Below are 17,007 nucleotides of genomic sequence, written 5' to 3' on the forward strand. Positions count from 1 at the left end.
CCAACACCTGGTGGCCCCCAAAGGATCATCGAGTGTATTTGGCCCCCTGTGAGAATTTCTCGGAGCGGCTTGCCGGGTGCTAACAGGTGAGCCTGGCCCACATAGTCATCCAGATTGCTCGCCCGTAGGCGGGCAGCCAGGGGTTGGTAGCCTTTTGATGGCGGCCCAAATAGATCACTGGTCATTGCGAATAATGTCTGTCCCAGCGGGCGGCGTAAAATTAAATTGGGTGTCGGCGAGGGGGGTGTTGATGTCGACATTACTAAAGCGAAACTGCGTGGTATTGCCGGTCTTATCTTCAAGGGACATTACCGTTAACACGCCGTCCTTAAACTCAGCCAGAATACGCGAAAAATCTGCATTCGCCGCCTTGCTAGTTAATTGGTAACGCTGCTGACCATTGGGAGCGTCCTTGATATGTTGCGTTTGACTGACCGTAAATTTTGCCGCGATTTGGTTGGCATCGCCACTCAGCAGTACCGCTGGCGCTTGACTAATTTTGTCGTCGAGCACAGATAGAGTCGCCTGCTCTAAGTCGGCATCGTATAACCACAGTAAATTGCCATCGCTGATCAGTTGCTGAGAAAATGGTGTGCGCGTATGCCATAAAAACTTACCAGGCTTTTTAACCGCGAAAGTGCCCTGGCTGGCTTGCAATGTTTTGCCTCGCGCATCCTGCAGTGTTTGTTCAAATTCACCGGACGCCGACTGCATGGCCTGCAGCAGTGCTGTCAGTTCATCTACCGGAGATGCGGCATTTGCAAAACCACAAAGCGATAGCGCCATCAGTGCGAGACTGATAGAAACTTTTGCGCGCAGCCTTGCGGCTTTCTCGCGGAAATGTTGGGTGCGCGCAGTCATTTGTTGAAACATTGTCACGTCTACCTTCCTATTTCTGTATTGACATCGGGCTTCTCACACGCACTTCGCGGGCGCCACCTCTGCGCAGGGTCTCGCGATGACCCAGCCGCCATGGATTTACTGGGGTTAATGTTTAGGTGGCGCGGGCGCCAGGACTTCGCGATTGCCGTTGGTACCCATGGCCGATACGACACCGGCCTCTTCCATTGCCTCGATCAATCTGGCGGCGCGATTGTAGCCAATGCGTAACTTCCGTTGCACCGAAGAGATCGACGCCTTTCGGGTTTCGGTAACAAAGGCCAACGCTTCGTCGTAAAGTGGGTCGGCTTCGCTGTCGGCGCCCTCCTCGCCCTCTGTCGGCAGGCCGGGAACCGGAATACTGTTTGTACTTTCATCCACGATGTCGTCCAAATAATTGGGCTTGCCACGCTTTTTCCAGTCATCTACGACGGCGTGGACTTCGTGATCATCCACAAACGCACCGTGTACCCGCACCGGGACCGAAGTACCGGGCGGCAGGTAGAGCATATCGCCATGCCCTAAAAGTTGCTCGGCCCCGCCCTGATCGAGAATGGTGCGCGAATCTATTTTCGAGGACACCTGGAAGGCAATACGGGTAGGCACGTTGGCCTTAATCAGGCCCGTAATGACATCCACCGAAGGTCTCTGAGTCGCCAGAATCAAATGAATTCCGGCTGCCCTCGCCTTTTGGGCAATGCGGGCGATCAATTGTTCCACCTTTTTACCGACAATCATCATCATGTCGGCGAATTCGTCGATAACCACCACAATGGCCGGCAGGGTTTCCAGGTCTGGGGCCTCGGCGACTGCCTCGCCGGCAACAAAATTGTCTTCGGGCACCCAAAGCGGGTCTTTTAAGGGCTGCCCGGCCTTAATGGCATCTTCTACTTTTCGGTTGAAGCCTGCCAGGTTTCTTACGCCCATGGCCGCCATGAGTTTATAGCGCCGCTCCATTTCGCCTACGCACCAACGCAACCCGTTTGCGGCGTCTTTCATGTCGGTAATTACCGGGGTCAGCAGATGCGGAATGTCATCGTATATCGACAATTCCAGCATTTTGGGGTCTACCAGAATTAAGCGCACCTCTTTGGGCGTAGACTTGTAGAGCAAGCTCAACAGCATTACGTTGACACCCACCGATTTGCCCGACCCGGTGGTACCGGCCACCAGCAAGTGGGGCATTTTTGCGAGATCGGCGATGATCGGTTCGCCGGCAATATCGTGCCCTAATGCCAGCGTTAGCGAAGATTTAGCGCGGTCGTAGGTGTCTGAGGCCAGGACCTCGCTAAGCCTAACCATGGCGCGATGCTCGTTGGGAATTTCTATGCCCACCACGGACTTGCCTGGAATGACTTCCACCACCCGTACACTGATGACGGCCAGCGAGCGCGCGAGATCTTTGGCTAGATTGGATATGCGCGATACTTTCACACCGGGCGCCGGCTGAATTTCAAAGCGTGTAACCACCGGCCCCGGCAGCACAGACACCACCTCGGCGCTAATACCGAAATCAGCCAGCTTGAGTTCAAGTAATTTAGATAGCGCCTCTAGGTTCTCTTTGCTGTAGCCTTTGTTTTGGTTGTTGTCGGCCGCATCAAGCAGGCCGATTTTTGGCAGCTCGCCGTCGACCGTGGTATCCACAAACAGCGACTTTTGCTTTTCTTTTTCGACGCGGGGGCTGGCCACCGGCTTGCGCGTGGGCGCTTCAATAACAATGGGCTCGCGCTTTTCCTGCTTTTCTACCTGGGCGGCGATGGCTTTACGGCGCGCTTTTTGCGAGGCCTGCACTTGCACCTGAGCTTTGCGATTCTCCCGATAGGACTGCCACTTGGAGACTGCCGCCCTGCAAGCTAACAAGGTAATTCGCCCAGTGTGATCCATGAGCCTGATCCAACTGATATCGGCAAAGACCGTGAGTCCAAATAGCAAGCTCGCCAGTAAAATCATGCCCGCGCCAACAAAGGAAAATGCCCCATCTAAGGCTGCCGACACCGAGGCCCCCAATAAACCGCCTTCGGAGAAGGGTAAATTGGCATCACCGCTTTGGTGCAGGGCGATCAGTCCTGTGCCGCCAATCATAAGCAACGCCAAACCCAGCAGGCGCAGACTGAACAATAGGCCATCAAAGCCGCGGTTTGATTTTCGGTCTCTGAAGATCAACCAGGCTCGCCACCCCAGCAGCAGCGGGAACAGGTAGGCCATGTGCCCAAACAACGACATAAACACATCGGCGAGCCACGCGCCAAAAGGGCCACCGGCATTGGACACTGTCCGATTGAGGCCGGTGCTGGACCAGCCCGGATCGACGGGGTCGTAGGTGGCCAAAATCAGCGTCAGGAAGGCACAAACCACCAGCAGGCCGATCAATGTTCCCTCTGTGACGGCGCGACCAACAACTTTTGTTGTCAGCGGCGTTTGCGTTTGTTCCATCGATTTCAAAGATTCACCCAGCGTATTTCAGGTTAAAAAACGGTATTTAAACTTCTACTAATAACTTAATAATCAATACGTTATACGCCTTTCTTAAAGTAAAGAAAAGCGATAAATTTCAGCTATAGCTAACTGTTATCCAATAGATTAATCGATACAATTTGCCTATTCTGCCCCCCACCCTAGAATTCGGAGCAACCAGCCCCCATCTGGGTTACGGAACATTATAACTTTGCCAATCAGGACTACCCTATGAGCGACACCAAGCACCATCGCCTCATCATTTTGGGCTCAGGCCCCGCAGGCTACACCGCGGCGATCTATGCGGCCCGCGCCAACCTCAAACCGGTTGTGATAACCGGTATGCAACAGGGCGGCCAGCTTACCACAACCACCGAGGTGGAGAATTGGCCTGGCGGCGTTCACGACCTGCAAGGGCCGGATTTGATGGTGCAAATGCAACAGCACGCCGAGCGCTTTGATACGGAAATTGTGTTCGATCACATCGACTCGGTAGACCTGAAACAACGTCCTTTCATTTTAAAGGGGTCCAGCACTTACAGCTGCGATGCACTGATCATTTGCACCGGCGCCAGCGCCCAATATCTGGGGCTGCCTTCAGAAGAGGCTTTTATGGGGCGCGGCGTGTCTGCCTGTGCCACCTGCGACGGTTTTTTCTACCGCGATCAGAAGGTTGTGGTCGTAGGTGGCGGCAATACCGCGGTTGAGGAAGCGCTCTATTTGTCCAATATCGCCGCCGAAGTCACGCTGGTGCACCGCCGCGATAGCCTCCGCTCAGAAAAGATTCTGCAAGACAAGCTGTTTGAGAAGGCAAAAAATGGCAATGTGAAGCTATTGTGGAACCATACGCTGGAGGAGGTATTGGGCGATGATAGCGGGGTGACCGGTATTCGCGTGAAAAGCACCCAGGACGATAGCACCCAGGAGTTGGATGTTCAGGGCGTATTTATTGCCATTGGTCACAAACCCAATACCGATATTTTCCAGGGCCAACTGGAAATGAAAGACGGCTATATCGTGGTTAAATCAGGCCTTGATGGCGGCGCAACCCACACCTCCGTGCCCGGTGTTTACGCCGCGGGCGATGTGTCCGATCACATCTATCGCCAAGCGATTACCTCTGCCGGCTCAGGCTGTATGGCCGCGCTCGATGCAGAAAAGTACCTCGACGACCTTGCCTAATTTTTAGGCACCAGGTCGCTTTTGAATGTCACAGGGGTTTGCGCCACTTACCAAAGCCATTAGGCTAGCGCTGTTTAGCGGTAATGGAGCAAACCCTTGATTCCCTGGTTAACCCCGGACACCCCACATTTCCCTCCCACCAATACTGCACTTGAGGATCCTAACGGCTTGTTGGCTGCGGGCGGCGCCCTGACGCCGGAATGGCTACTGGCGGCTTACCGCAGGGGTATATTTCCCTGGTTTGACGACGAAGAACTGATCCTGTGGTGGTCCCCTGCGCCCCGAATGATCCTGCTCCCAGAAAACCTCCATGTGTCAAGAAGCCTGCGCAAAGTGCTGCGCCAGGAGCGGTTTGACGTGAGCTTTAACTGCGACTTCAACTCGGTTATCCGCAATTGTGCTGCGTTGCGCGAAGATACCGGCACCTGGATTCTGCCCTCCATGCAGGCAGCCTATATTCGGCTTCATCAGCTGGGCTATGCGCACTCGGTGGAAGTACGCCTGTCGGGTGAATTGGTGGGTGGTCTTTACGGTGTTTGCCTGGGTGCACAATTTTTTGGCGAATCCATGTTTTCGCGCGCCACCAATGCTTCGAAAGTCGCGCTGACGGCCTTGGCTCGGCATGCGCAAGCTTGGGGTATACATGCGATCGATTGTCAGATGCACACCGATCATCTGGCGTCCCTGGGTGCGCGTCTCTATGACCGGGCAGAATTTGAGGCTATGCTTAAGGGGTGTGACATGACCACTAGCGCCGATTGGCAGTACCGGCCGGAGCTGATGCATGACTAGCTCGATTAATTTAAAGCTTTTCTCTACGCACCCACACCCGTGCAGCTACTTGGATGATCAAGAGGCAACCACTGTTTTTGTAGATCCAGAAGCGTCCATGGACGCAAGTCTTTACAGCCGGCTGTCCGATTTAGGCTTTAGGCGTTCTGGGCAGCATGTGTACCGGCCTCAATGTGCGAATTGTAATGCCTGCCTGCCAGTACGCATTCGTTTAAACGAATTTAAGCCCAATCGCACCCAGCGACGAACGCTTAAGCGCAACAGCGACCTGTTACTGGAACTCATGGAGTCCATCGACACCGATGAATGCTATGCGCTCTATGCGCGCTATATCAACGAACGGCATTACCAGGGCGATATGTACCCGCCCAGCAGATCGCAATACCGCGGTTTTTTAACGAATGAGTGGGGAATCACCCGATTTTTGGCTGCACGCCTGGATGGTGTGCTGGTGGGCGTGGCCGTGTGTGACCAATTGGAGCAAGGCATTTCTGCCGTTTACACTTTCTTTGACCCGGCACTTGGCGCACGCAGTCTGGGCAGCTGGTTCATTTTGAAACAAATCCAATGGGCTAAACACCAGCGGGCGCCCTACCTCTACCTTGGTTACTGGATCAAAGACAGTCAAAAGATGAACTATAAAACACAGTATCAGCCGTTAGAGTGCCTGAGAGGGGGATTTTGGGCCAGATTAAGGGCAAATTGAGTCATCCTGTCCTTGGCGAGTGCAGTGAATTAGTGCACAATTGCCGCCTTCTCGAATATGGCCAATATTTCCGGCCAACATATGCATCAAAGAGGATACTGCCGGATGGCACGCGAAGATCATATTGAAATGGAAGGTGAGGTAGTCGATACCCTTCCGAATACAACGTTTAAAGTGAAGCTGGAAAATGGCCACGTGGTCATCGCGCATATTTCAGGAAAAATGCGCAAAAACTACATTCGTATCCTGACTGGCGACAAGGTCAAGGTAGAGCTTACCCCCTACGATCTGTCCAAAGGCCGTATCACCTATCGCGCCCGTTAATCGCCTCCGGTGAGGAGCTGATGAGCTAGGCATAAAAAAGGCAGCCACTTTGCTGCCTTTTTTGTATCCGATATCACTTGCGCGACAGGGCCGCCACTTGGCGGATTTAATCGAAACCAAGCCAATGTCAGCAGATCCGCGCCGACAAAGGATGGGCGATTAACTCATTGCAGGCTCTTTCTCCTGCTCCGTTGAAACCAGCAGCTGGTCGTCTTCCACATCCACCACCACCAGGCCGCCTGCGTCCGCCAACTCACCGAATAGCACCATTTCTGCCAAGGGCTTTTTAATGCGCTCTTGGATCAATCGGGTCATTGGTCGGGCACCCATTTTCTCGTCGTAGCCGTGCACAGCCAGCCACTCGCGAGCCTCGTCGGTTACCGTAAGCTGAACGTGCTTGTCGTCCAGTTGCACTTGTAACTCCACCAGGAATTTGTCGACCACAGTTTTGATGACCTCCAGGGTGAGCGGTGCGAACTGAACCACGGCATCCAAGCGGTTTCGGAATTCTGGTGTAAAGGCTTTTTTGATTTCCTCCATACCGTCGGTACTGTTGTCTTGATCGGTAAATCCCATTGAGCGCTTGCTAAGTACATGGGCGCCCGCGTTAGTTGTCATCACCAGAATTACATTTCGGAAATCAGCTTTGCGGCCGTTATTGTCCGTTAAAGTGCCGTGATCCATAACCTGCAGTAGCAAATTAAACACTTCTGGATGGGCTTTTTCGATTTCGTCCAATAACACCACACTGTGTGGATGCTTGGTGACTGCGTCGGTCAAGAGTCCACCCTGGTCGAAACCCACATAGCCTGGAGGCGCACCGATAAGTCGAGATACCGTATGGCGCTCCATATATTCCGACATGTCAAAGCGCAGCAATTCAATGCCCATTAGCTTGGCCAACTGCCGGCAAATTTCTGTTTTACCAACGCCCGTAGGCCCCGCAAGCAAAAACGAGCCAATGGGTTTGTCCGACGATCCCAGGCCTGCTCTAGCAAGCTTGATTGAGGTGGCAATAGTGCCCACGGCCTGATCTTGACCGAACACCACCATACGCAATTGCTCCTCCAGTGTGCGCAGTTGTTCCTTGTCGTTACTGGACACACTCTTCGGCGGAATACGCGCAATTTTTGCCACCATGGCTTCAATATCCGCTACGCCAATTTGCTTCTTGCGCTTGTTGACGGGCTGTAATTGTTGGAAGGCACCTGCTTCGTCGATAACATCTATGGCTTTGTCGGGCATGAAGCGGTCGTTAATGTACTTGCCCGCCAGTTCTGCTGCCGCGCGCAGCGCCGTATCTGTGTACTTTAAGCCGTGATGCTCTTCAAACCGACTCTTTAGCCCTTTCAGAATTTGATAGGTGTCTTCTATGGACGGTTCGTTCACATCGATTTTTTGAAAACGCCGAGACAACGCCCGGTCTTTTTCAAAGATGCCGCGATACTCCTGAAAGGTGGTCGAGCCAATGCAACGCATTTCGCCGGAAGTGAGTAGCGGTTTCAGTAAGTTCGACGCATCCATAACCCCGCCAGAGGCAGCGCCAGCACCAATGATGGTGTGTATTTCATCGATAAATAAAATGGCATTGTCCTGCTTGCGCAAATCGGCCAGCAAGCCTTTGAATCGCTTCTCAAAATCGCCCCGGTATTTGGTACCGGCTAGCAAAGACCCGAGATCCAGCGAGTAAACCACTGAGTCGAGTAATGTTTCCGGCACCTCTCCGTCCACGATTTTCTTGGCGAGGCCCTCGGCGATGGCGGTTTTGCCGACACCGGATTCGCCCACCAGCAATGGATTGTTTTTGCGGCGACGCGCCAGCACTTGTGCGACGCGTTCGACCTCGTCGGCGCGCCCCACAAGTGGGTCGATTTTTCCAGTAGACGCTAACTCGTTGAGATTGGTGGTAAAGCTGTCGAGGGGGCTTTGCTGTGCACTGCCCTCGCCCACACTCTCTTCATCGACCGTATCGGGATTAGGTTCTTGAGCCACGTGGCCGGAGTGGCCTGACACTTTGGAGATGCCGTGGGTGATGTAGTTCACTACGTCGATACGTGCGATAGACTGTTGCTTGAGGTAGTAAACGGCCTGACTCTCTTGTTCACTGAATATGGCCACGAGCACATTGGCGCCAGTAACTTCTTTTTTACCCGAAGACTGTACGTGAAACACCGCGCGTTGCAATACGCGCTGAAAGCCCAAGGTCGGCTGTGTTTCGCGCTCTTGATCATCTTCTGGTATCAAGGGCGTGGTGGAGTCCACGAACTCGATCAGCTCCTTGCGCAGCTTGTTAAGGTCGGCCCCACAGGCGCGCAAAACCGTTGCTGCTGACTCGTTATCGAGCAGCGCAAGCAGCAGGTGTTCCACCGTCATAAACTCGTGGCGCTTGGCTCTGGCCCCTTTAAAGGCCAAGTTTAAGGTAACTTCTAAGTCTTTGCTTAACATCTTTGTAACCTCTAAGCTTCGTCACCTTCACCAGCAGCTTCTATTTCACATAAAAGTGGGTGCTGGTTCTCTCTTGCATACTGATTAACCTGAGCGGCCTTTGTTTCTGCAATATCCCGTGTGTACACACCGCATACGCCTTTGCCTTGCGTATGGACCTGTAGCATGACCTTGACCGCCTGTTCGCGATTCATGGAAAAAAAACCTTCCAATATCTCTACCACAAAATCCATGGGCGTATAGTCGTCATTCAATAAAACCACCTTGTACATGGAGGGTCGCTTTAGTACTGGCTTTGCCTCCTGAACCGCTACGCCGCGGTCGTGGCCGGTATCATCTTCGCTCTCATCATGACTACTACTTAATGTTAGTTGAAGAAATTTAAGATTTCCCATGTAGGCCCACTGTGATCTGCTGAACGGTTAATTTGACACCGCCATTTTACCTAAGTTCGCCAAGATAAAACCGCACAAAAGTGCTGATCTCTTGACATGGCAGGCTCAGTTGGTTAAAAGATGTGTTATCCAGCTAATTTTTAACCACCTGAACTGAACTCCCTGACATGGGATATGGGTGCGAGTTACTGGCACTGCAAGTCTTGCCAGTTGTTGTTTAAAGGTTGTGCTTTTATAAAAACTATAAAAACACGTTTTAAATCAAGGCGATAGAAGGATTTTCCTATGCCTACAGGCACTGTGAAGTGGTTCAATAACGCGAAGGGTTATGGTTTTATTCTGCCAGATGGGGGTGGGGAGGATCTTTTCGCTCACTATTCCGCCATTCAAATGGACGGTTATAGAACCTTAAAAGCCGGACAGACGGTAAATTTTGATATTGTTGAAGGCGACAAAGGTCTGCATGCAACCAATATTCAAAGTGCAGAAGCCGAGGCTCCAGCCCCGCAGGCAGACACTTCACCTAAATTGCAGGTTGTGGCTAACTAGCTAGTCACGGGATTGCCATTCGAATTTCTATAGCGCGGTCCATTGCGCCCCAAGAAAGCCCCGCGCGCGGGGCTTCCTGTCGTCTAAATCATCCTTCGTGTCGCAATTTCCAGGACATTAGCCAATTTTGGCAATGATAGCGTCGCCGAAGGCTGAGCAGGACAGCAGCTTAGCATCGTCCATTAAGCGTTCGAAGTCATAGGTCACGGTCTTGTCGGCGATGGCGCCCTCGACGCCGGCGATAATCAAATCAGCCGCTTCTTTCCATCCCAAATGACGCAGCATCATCTCTGCCGACAATATCAATGAACCCGGATTGACCTTGTCTTGGCCTGCGTATTTGGGCGCCGTGCCGTGGGTGGCCTCAAATAGCGCAACCGCATCTGAGTTATTGGCACCAGGTGCAATGCCAATTCCGCCTACCTGCGCCGCTAGGGCATCTGAGAGGTAGTCGCCGTTCAGATTCAGGGTGGCAATGACGTCGTACTCGGCTGGTCGCAACAAAATTTGCTGCAACATGGCGTCGGCAATAACGTCTTTGATGATTATCTCTTTGCCTGTTTTGGGATTGGTCATGCTATGCCAAGGACCGCCGTCGAGTGGCTTGGCACCAAACTCTTCGCGTGCCAGTTCATAGCCCCAATCGCAAAAGGCTCCCTCGGTAAACTTCATGATGTTGCCCTTGTGCACCAGGGTGACCGACGGAAGGTCTTGGTCTACCGCGTACTGAATGGCCTTGCGCACCAGGCGCTTGGTGCCTTCGGACGAGACGGGCTTGATGCCGATACCGACATTTTCGGGGAAGCGAATTTTCTTGACGCCCATTTCTTTTTGTAAGAAGTCGACCATTTTTTGCGCTTCCGGGCTACCTGCCTTCCACTCGATACCGGCGTAGATATCTTCGGAGTTCTCGCGAAAGATCACCATATCGACCTTGCCTGGCTCTTTCACGGGCGATGGGACGCCTTTAAACCAGCGCACTGGCCGCTGGCAGACGTACAAATCCATCTCTTGGCGGAGGGCGACATTGAGCGAGCGAAAGCCGCCGCCCACGGGGGTCGTCAGTGGGCCTTTGATGCCCACTACGTATTCGCGTATGGCCTCTAGGGTTTCGGCAGGAAACCAGTCTCCACTGTACTTGGCTGCCGCCTTTTCACCACAATAGACTTCCATCCAGGCAATGGATTTTTTGCCACCGTAGGCTTTTTTTACTGCTGCGTCGGTCACTTTGCGCATCACCGGCGTAATATCCACGCCAATGCCATCCCCTTCGATAAAGGGAATAATGGGGCGATTGGGTACAGTGAGCGAAAAATCGGCGTTGACGGTAATCTTTTCGCCATCGACTGGCACTTGGATGTGTTGATAACCCATTTCCTACTCCATTTTGAATGTTTGATACGACACGAACGTGTGTTTAATATGAGGGTGAGGCCCGCCACTGCCGGCCACATTGCTAAGCATGATAGCATGCCCAAACAGTGGCGCTATTGGGATTACTTGGGGTTCACTATCCATCAAATCAATAGTCTTTCTCGCTGGGGCGCAAACCAGCCCCTGGAGGCGGCAGCTGTGTAAATTTAGTTTTGATATCTCTGGGTAGACCGTGGCCAAATTATTGCTCTTAAACAAACCCTTTAACGTACTGTGCCAGTTTACCGGCGACCAAAATCGCCCCACCCTGGCCGACTTCATCGATACGCCCAACGTCTATCCGGCAGGCCGGCTGGATTACGACTCCGAAGGGCTGGTATTGCTCACCGACGACGGCAAGTTACAACAACGCATTGCCGACCCCACGCATAAGCTTCCTAAAACTTACTGGGTTCAAGTTGAAGGCGTACCTGATCCAGCGGCACTCGCGCAATTACGCGCTGGTGTGACACTCAAAGATGGAGTCACTCGCCCGGCGAAAGTGTCGTTAATGGACCCTCCGGATCTGTGGCCAAGAACACCGCCAGTGCGGCAGCGACAACAGATTCCCGACAGCTGGCTAACCCTGGTGATTACCGAGGGCCGCAATCGCCAGGTGCGACGTATGACCGCAGCTGTCGGCCACCCTACCCTGCGATTAGTCAGAGTCGCTATAGGACCTTGGTCGCTAGCAGATTTGCAACCCGGCCAAAGTCAGTCGGTGCACGTCCATCTGCCACAGCATGCGCCCGTACCTCGTCAGCGGAGGCGAAAATGAGCCCGCTTTGGACGCCGCACGTGACAGTGGCAACCATTGTTGAGCGCGACGGCGAATTTCTTTTTGTGCGCGAACATACCGCTCAGGGCGAGCGCATCAACCAGCCCGCAGGCCACTGGGAGCCGGGTGAGACTCTGTTACAAGCAGCTCGCCGGGAGACGCTAGAAGAAACTGGCTGGCTGGTCACATTGACGGGCTTTGTAGGCGTCGCCACCTATTTGGCGCCGGCCAATGGCATCACCTATCTGCGGTTCACCTTTGCGGCAAAGCCCGACCATTGGGACGCCAACGCAACATTGGATACCGCCATAATCGAACCGCTTTGGCTCGATCCCGAGGCTTTCGCACAGCAGCGCGACAGCTGGCGCAGCCCACTTGTGGGCGAGGTGCTCGACCAGTAGTTAACGCGCGGTCGCCAGCCGCTGGAGCTTGTGAGCTTACACAGGTAAAATCGCCCCCCCCTCTTCGGGCCCCTTGGTTACAGGACACAAAATGCACAGCCAAACTAAAGTCATCGTCGGTATGTCCGGTGGCGTCGATTCCTCGGTTTCCGCCCTACTGTTGCTGCAGCAAGGTTACCAAGTGGAAGGCTTGTTCATGAAAAACTGGGACGAGGACGATGGCACGGAGTACTGTACGGCCAAAGATGATCTGGCCGACGCCCAAGCAGTCTGCGAGCGCCTGGGTATCCCGCTGCATACCGCAAATTTCGCGGCAGAGTATTGGGACAATGTATTTGAGCACTTTTTGGCAGAATATAAAGCCGGACGCACGCCCAATCCCGATATTTTGTGCAATCGAGAGATCAAATTTAAGGTATTTCTGGAGTATGCCGAGGCACTCGGAGCCGATCTTATTGCCACTGGCCACTATGTGCGACGCGCAGACGTCGACGGCCAAACCCGCCTACTCAAGGGCTTGGACGGCAACAAAGACCAAAGCTACTTTCTGCACGCCGTCGGCGAGGCCGAGTTCGCCAAAAGCCTTTTTCCCGTAGGTGAGCTCGAAAAGCCCGCGGTGCGCGCGCTGGCCGAGCAGCACAACCTGGTAACCCACAACAAAAAAGATTCTACGGGCATCTGTTTTATCGGCGAACGACGCTTTAAAGACTTTCTGGAGCAGTATTTGCCCGCGCAACCCGGCCCCATTGAGGCCATGACCGGCGAACATATTGGCGAGCACCATGGGCTCATGTACTACACCCTTGGGCAGCGCCAAGGGCTGGGGATTGGCGGCGTCAAAGGCTTTCCCGAAGAGCCCTGGTTTGTCGTCGAAAAAGATCTGGCACGCAATACGCTACGGGTTGCTCAGGGCACCGATCACCCGGCCCTCTACACAGATACGCTGCTTGCCACCCAGGTACACTGGATCAATGGCCAGCCGTCCTTGCCACTCAACTGTACCGCCAAAACGCGCTACCGGCAGCCAGACCAGAGTTGCGAGGTGCACGCCACTGACAATGGCGGCCTGAGAGTCTCATTTACCAAGCCACAGCGCGCGGTTACACCGGGGCAATACGTGGTCTTCTACGCAGACGATCACTGCTTGGGTGGAGCCGTCATCGAACACAGTTTTAACCAATAGGCGGTCCATGAACAATACAGATATTCAGGCCCTCGCGCTGGCCGGCATCTTCGAAGCGGCTGCTCAGGTTGAACGCTTGGCTACCACTGGACTTAAGTCTAAAAGCAGCTTTCAAACCTTGATCCACAGCCTGTTTGTGCAGAATCCCGCTCGGCCTGAAGAGGTGTTTGACGGCCCTCTTGAGGCCGGGCTCGAGGGCCTGGTTCAATTTCTTCAAAAGGGAAAAAAGAAAGGCAGCTTTGCCGATCGCTATGTTCACGGCCTACTGTATCTACAGAAAAAGCTGTCAAATAACCCCGTAATGCTAGACACCATTGGTCAGCGCATCGGTCAAGCTCGGCATCAGTTGGATCACTTTGGAGCAGATCACGAAAACCTAACGGCGAATCTGGCAGCGCTCTACACCGACACGCTCAGCACCTTTCGCTTTCGCATTCAAGTTATGGGCGAAATGACCTATCTGCAGCAAAATCGCATCGCTAACCAGATACGGGCGTTGCTTCTAGCTGGGGTGCGCTCCGCTACTTTGTGGCGTCAAATGGGGGGGTCACGCTGGCAGCTGCTATTAAACCGGCGAAAACTGCTTGAATCTGCCGAGCGCCAACTGTACGAGCTGCGCAAAAAAGCTTCGGCATAAGCGCCTTTTTGGCTGCCTTTGGCGCCTATTTCAGGTACTATGCCCGCCCTGAATTTTTACCTATTTTATCGGGAGTTTACCCATGGAATTGTCTGCGCTGACGGCCGTTTCACCTATAGATGGCCGCTACGGAAGCAAAACCACAGATTACCGTGCCATTTTCAGTGAGTTCGGCCTGATTAAATGCCGTGTAGAAGTGGAAATCCGCTGGCTGCAGCAGTTGGCTAACCATCCGAAAATTACTGAAGTGCCCCCCTTTTCCTCCGCTACCAATGCCCAGCTCGATAAAATCGTCACAGACTTTTCAGTGGCCGATGCCCAGCGGGTGAAAGACATTGAAGCCACTACGAATCACGACGTAAAAGCCGTGGAGTACTTCATCAAAGAACAGTTTGGCGACAACGAAGAACTGGCCAAAATTAAAGAGTTTGTTCACTTTGCCTGCACATCGGAAGACATAAACAATCTGTCACACGGCTTGATGCTGAGTCGCGGCCGCGCGATTTTACTGGATCAAATGCAAGCTATCGATTCGGCTATCGCCGCTTTAGCCAAGGCGTTTGCCGCAGATCCTATGCTGTCACGCACCCACGGTCAAACCGCATCGCCGACGACTGTCGGTAAGGAAATGGCCAACGTTGTGGCCCGTCTGCGTCGACAGATAGCGGCCGTCAAGTCTGTGGAGTTGCTGGGTAAAATAAATGGCGCCGTAGGTAATTACAATGCCCACCTCTCGGCTTACCCCGATATCGACTGGGCGGCAAATGCCCAAAGCTTTGTGGAAAGCTTAGGGCTGGTATTTAACCCCTACACCACACAGATAGAACCGCACGATTACATAGCCGAGCTGTTTGACGCCATCGCTCGTTTTAATACCATTGTTATCGATTTTGACAGGGATATCTGGGGCTACATTTCGCTCGGCTACTTCAAGCAAAAAACCATTGCCGGCGAAGTGGGATCATCAACGATGCCACACAAAGTGAACCCCATAGATTTTGAAAATTCCGAGGGCAATTTGGGTATTGCCAACGCAGTGTTTAACCATCTTTCGGCCAAATTGCCGGTGTCGCGCTGGCAGCGAGACCTCACTGACTCAACGGTGCTGCGCAATATGGGCGTGGGTTTCGGTTACTGTGCCATAGCCTTTGCCTCCACCTTAAAAGGCATTAGCAAACTGGAAATTAACCGGGCGCGCCTACAGGAAGACCTAGATAATGCTTGGGAAGTCTTAGCTGAGCCCATACAGACCATTATGCGCCGCTACGACGTACCAGAGCCCTACGAAAAATTGAAGGCCCTGACGCGCGGCCAAACCATTACAAAACAGGTGTTGCTCGATTTTGTTGAAACACTGGAGATCCCTGAGGAGGCTAAGGCCGCCATGCGCGCGCTGACTCCGCACAATTATATCGGCAGTGCAACGCAGCAGGCTCAAAACCTGTAACCAAAACGGCAGCCAATGGCTGCCGTTTTTCCTTTATGCCAATCAGTTAGAGCCGCCAGCGGCAGTGCAATTTAGCCCGTTTTTTCCGAACCCTTGATGAGTGCGCTATGAACCCTTTGACTTCGCTCGGCCAGTTATCGCTTTCTGACTTTTTTACCCACTATTGGCAAAAAAAGCCCGTAGTTATCAAAGGCGCATTTCCCGGCTGGGAGAATTTATTGTCGCCCGATGAATTGGCTGGCTTGTCCATGGAGGATGAAGTGGAATCGCGCCTGGTTTTAGCCGAGGACAACGGCAAACCCTGGCAATTGCGCGCAGGTCCTTTTAGCGAATCAGATTTCAACGACCTGCCATCTGGCGATTGGTCGTTGTTGGTCCAGGCTGTGGACCACTGGGTGCCAGAGGCCACAGCATTGCTCGACCAGTTTCGGTTTCTGCCGAATTGGCGTCTAGACGATTTAATGGTGAGCTACGCACCCGATGGCGCAAGTGTGGGGCCGCATTTCGATTACTACGATGTATTTCTGGTGCAGGGTTTAGGTCAGCGTCGGTGGCAGATAGGACAACTTTGTGGCTCAAATAGCGAGCGCGTAGAAGATTCACCGCTCAATATATTGAAGAATTTTGAGCATCAAGAAGAGTTCTTACTGTCGCCAGGAGACATTCTGTATGTGCCGCCTCGAATTGCCCATTGGGGCATAGCTAAAGGCGATTGCATGACGTATTCGGTTGGCTTTCGCGCGCCGTCACACGCAGAAATTCTGGACGACTATGTGGCAGAAATCTGCAGCAAGCTTTCCGAACAACAACGCTACCAAGATCAGTTAGCCGCACAAACAGTAACGCCTGGCGCCATAAATGACGATGTCATACAAAATTTACAAAATATTCTACAGCAACACTTAGCTGACCCCGAACGCCTAGCCGAATGGTTTGGGAAATACATGACGGATCCCAAATACCTGCCCGAGCAAGATGTCACTCGGCCGACGGATGCCGATTCATTGGCGCAGGCAGCTGCAGACCTGCAAGACCACGACGGCCCCTTGTTTCAGGCGCCTGATGCCCGCTTTGCCTATCGGGACAATCAGCTGTTTGCCAACGGTATAGTCTACGCGTGCCCTGGCAATATAGCGGCGCACATTGCAAACAACCGAAGCATTAATGGCTGGCAAGGCTGGGTAACTCAGGCGGGTGTCGCAGCCCTACTGAGTAGACTGGTTGCGCTCGACTGCCTGTGGCTAGAGGACCCGCTAGAGGTAGACGTCGACTAGTACTGCGCAGAGAGCAAAAGCGGGCGGTTTGGAAGTAACCGAGATCGCCTCACGCGTGCACCAGTACCTTCAGAGGTTGCGACCAGGCACTACAATTACCTAAAAGCCCTGTGGTAAGGTTGTCGCATAGCCACTGCGGAATGCCTTC

The 17,007-nt window shown here is 53.2% G+C and carries 16 protein-coding genes and 1 pseudogene; 11 read left to right on the forward strand and 6 right to left on the reverse strand.

From position 1 onward, the window contains the following. The 3 genes and pseudogenes from ACW8F6_RS02560 to ACW8F6_RS02570 all read right to left on the reverse strand — a co-directional run. Window positions 1–185: pseudogene (locus tag ACW8F6_RS02560) on the reverse strand (recombination factor protein RarA); the annotation flags it as partial. Further along, on the reverse strand, window positions 175–873 hold the full coding sequence (gene lolA, locus ACW8F6_RS02565) for an outer membrane lipoprotein periplasmic chaperone LolA (RefSeq protein WP_491574402.1): 699 nt from the start codon (window positions 871–873) through the stop codon (window positions 175–177). The gene lolA and the pseudogene ACW8F6_RS02560, both read right to left, overlap by 11 nt. A gap of 114 nt (window positions 874–987) precedes the next feature. After that, complete coding sequence (locus tag ACW8F6_RS02570) at window positions 988–3,312, reverse strand: DNA translocase FtsK (RefSeq protein WP_491574403.1); 2,325 nt, start codon at window positions 3,310–3,312, stop codon at window positions 988–990. Window positions 3,313–3,564: 252 nt separating this feature from the next. On the opposite strand from ACW8F6_RS02570, the gene trxB reads away from it, so the two are divergent. The 4 genes from trxB (at window position 3,565) to infA (ending at window position 6,337) form a co-directional block, all read left to right on the forward strand. Further along, window positions 3,565–4,515: a thioredoxin-disulfide reductase gene (trxB, locus tag ACW8F6_RS02575; RefSeq protein WP_491574275.1), complete on the forward strand. Its 951-nt coding sequence runs from the start codon at window positions 3,565–3,567 to the stop codon at window positions 4,513–4,515. 96 nt (window positions 4,516–4,611) lie between these two features. Next, window positions 4,612–5,307, forward strand: coding sequence for a leucyl/phenylalanyl-tRNA--protein transferase (aat, locus tag ACW8F6_RS02580; RefSeq protein WP_491574276.1), 696 nt, complete (start codon window positions 4,612–4,614; stop codon window positions 5,305–5,307). After that, the gene (locus ACW8F6_RS02585) at window positions 5,300–6,013 is read left to right on the forward strand and encodes an arginyltransferase (RefSeq protein ID WP_491574277.1); all 714 of its coding nucleotides are present in this window, start codon (window positions 5,300–5,302) and stop codon (window positions 6,011–6,013) included. The genes aat and ACW8F6_RS02585 overlap by 8 nt, the downstream gene beginning before the upstream one ends. A gap of 105 nt (window positions 6,014–6,118) precedes the next feature. Then, window positions 6,119–6,337 carry a translation initiation factor IF-1 gene (gene infA, locus ACW8F6_RS02590; protein WP_015046008.1) on the forward strand — a complete coding sequence of 73 codons (219 nt, stop codon included), beginning with the start codon at window positions 6,119–6,121 and terminating at the stop codon, window positions 6,335–6,337. A gap of 159 nt (window positions 6,338–6,496) precedes the next feature. On the opposite strand, the gene clpA is transcribed toward infA, so the two are convergent. Together clpA and clpS are read right to left on the reverse strand one after the other, a co-directional pair. Further along, a complete protein-coding gene (gene clpA / locus ACW8F6_RS02595; protein ID WP_491574278.1) occupies window positions 6,497–8,782 on the reverse strand; it encodes an ATP-dependent Clp protease ATP-binding subunit ClpA in 2,286 nt (761 codons plus the stop codon). Between the two features lie 11 nt (window positions 8,783–8,793). Then, on the reverse strand, window positions 8,794–9,177 hold the full coding sequence (clpS, locus tag ACW8F6_RS02600) for an ATP-dependent Clp protease adapter ClpS (RefSeq protein WP_491574279.1): 384 nt from the start codon (window positions 9,175–9,177) through the stop codon (window positions 8,794–8,796). Between the two features lie 285 nt (window positions 9,178–9,462). Here clpS and cspD point away from each other — a divergent pair, with 285 nt between their 5' ends. Further along, window positions 9,463–9,726: a cold shock domain-containing protein CspD gene (gene cspD / locus ACW8F6_RS02605; protein WP_491574280.1), complete on the forward strand. Its 264-nt coding sequence runs from the start codon at window positions 9,463–9,465 to the stop codon at window positions 9,724–9,726. Between the two features lie 117 nt (window positions 9,727–9,843). Here the strand turns inward: cspD and icd are convergent, their stop codons facing one another. Next, on the reverse strand, window positions 9,844–11,100 hold the full coding sequence (gene icd / locus ACW8F6_RS02610; RefSeq protein WP_491574281.1) for an NADP-dependent isocitrate dehydrogenase: 1,257 nt from the start codon (window positions 11,098–11,100) through the stop codon (window positions 9,844–9,846). Between the two features lie 232 nt (window positions 11,101–11,332). Here icd and ACW8F6_RS02615 point away from each other — a divergent pair, with 232 nt between their 5' ends. From ACW8F6_RS02615 to ACW8F6_RS02640, 6 genes are all read left to right on the forward strand, one after another. Next, window positions 11,333–11,917 carry a pseudouridine synthase gene (locus ACW8F6_RS02615; RefSeq protein ID WP_491574282.1) on the forward strand — a complete coding sequence of 195 codons (585 nt, stop codon included), beginning with the start codon at window positions 11,333–11,335 and terminating at the stop codon, window positions 11,915–11,917. After that, the gene (locus ACW8F6_RS02620) at window positions 11,914–12,318 is read left to right on the forward strand and encodes an NUDIX hydrolase (RefSeq protein ID WP_491574283.1); all 405 of its coding nucleotides are present in this window, start codon (window positions 11,914–11,916) and stop codon (window positions 12,316–12,318) included. Before ACW8F6_RS02615 ends, ACW8F6_RS02620 begins: the two co-directional genes overlap by 4 nt. Window positions 12,319–12,409: 91 nt before the next feature. After that, window positions 12,410–13,501 carry a tRNA 2-thiouridine(34) synthase MnmA gene (gene mnmA / locus ACW8F6_RS02625; protein ID WP_491574284.1) on the forward strand — a complete coding sequence of 364 codons (1,092 nt, stop codon included), beginning with the start codon at window positions 12,410–12,412 and terminating at the stop codon, window positions 13,499–13,501. A gap of 7 nt (window positions 13,502–13,508) precedes the next feature. Then, on the forward strand, window positions 13,509–14,138 hold the full coding sequence (hflD, locus tag ACW8F6_RS02630) for a high frequency lysogenization protein HflD (RefSeq protein WP_491574285.1): 630 nt from the start codon (window positions 13,509–13,511) through the stop codon (window positions 14,136–14,138). An 82-nt stretch (window positions 14,139–14,220) separates the two neighbouring features. Further along, window positions 14,221–15,585 carry an adenylosuccinate lyase gene (gene purB, locus ACW8F6_RS02635; protein ID WP_491574286.1) on the forward strand — a complete coding sequence of 455 codons (1,365 nt, stop codon included), beginning with the start codon at window positions 14,221–14,223 and terminating at the stop codon, window positions 15,583–15,585. A gap of 107 nt (window positions 15,586–15,692) precedes the next feature. Beyond that, window positions 15,693–16,859 (forward strand): JmjC domain-containing protein, encoded by a 1,167-nt coding sequence (locus tag ACW8F6_RS02640; RefSeq protein ID WP_491574287.1) that lies wholly within the window; start codon window positions 15,693–15,695, stop codon window positions 16,857–16,859. Window positions 16,860–17,007: the final 148 nt, after the last annotated feature.

The sequence above is a fragment of the Simiduia sp. genome, assembly GCF_058345725.1.